Source organism: Marinobacter sp. UBA2498 (genome assembly GCF_002341575.1).
GTDB lineage: Bacteria > Pseudomonadota > Gammaproteobacteria > Pseudomonadales > Oleiphilaceae > Marinobacter > Marinobacter manganoxydans.
This window is the reverse complement of the sequence record NZ_DDOI01000127.1, coordinates 331-1,123: the sequence shown is the minus strand read 5'-3', so window position 1 is coordinate 1,123 and position 793 is coordinate 331. Positions and strand designations below refer to the sequence as shown.

Sequence of the window (793 nt, the reverse complement as noted above, 5' to 3'; positions counted from 1 at the left end):
TGCGAGCTGGGAAGACCCACTCACTCCCACAGGAGCGTACTTTCAGTTCATTCAACCATTCCACGGCGGGTTCCGCCAACGGGATATCGATGGCCCTTCTCTTTTTGGTCCTTTCCTCGGGCAGGTACCAGATACGGTTCTCCAGATCGAATTCCGACCAAGGCGCGGCCAAAAGCTCCATCTTTCTCGTACAAGTCGCTATCAGCAACGCGCAGGCCAAGTAGTTCTCTCGACTGAACTGCGCCGGAATCACCCGGAGTTTGGTGAAGAACTCGGTGACTTCGTCTTCATTCATTGGGTAGTTGGCGGCCTTCTCCTCCCCGCCGGCGTCCCTGGGACGGAATGGCGAAGCTGGATTGAACCTGGTGACGTCCAGTTTGATGCCATGATCAAACAGGTTCCTCAGCAGGCGCATCAAATCATTTGATAGGGTTGGACGGGGCTTATTGTCGTCATAGCCAGTGGCCACGTCCCGCAGGATTTCACTGATATCCACTGGTCGGATCTTTTCAAGTTCCACCTTTCCAATGCGCCAGGAGACCTCACGCTCGTACAGGCTCTTCTCTTTATGGTGGGACGCGATTTCTCGTTTGCGAAGCTCATAGTAGTCCGCGTACAGGTCATTGAGCGTTTTGAAGGGGTTTTGGTTGACCTTCTGCCGCTCCTGAACCGGGTCAGCACCCTCACGCTTGATCGCCAACCTCAGCTTCGCCGCCTCATCACGGGCGTCGGCCAATGACCAGTCGTCCACCTTGCCGATGGTGTATTCGCGCCGGAGCTTGGTAGCTGGGGT

1 protein-coding gene is annotated in these 793 nt (G+C 55.7%); it reads right to left on the bottom strand.

The features are described from left to right. On the bottom strand, window positions 1-793 hold a 793-nt coding region (locus tag B2W52_RS17750), incomplete at both ends, for a tyrosine-type recombinase/integrase (protein ID WP_286803822.1).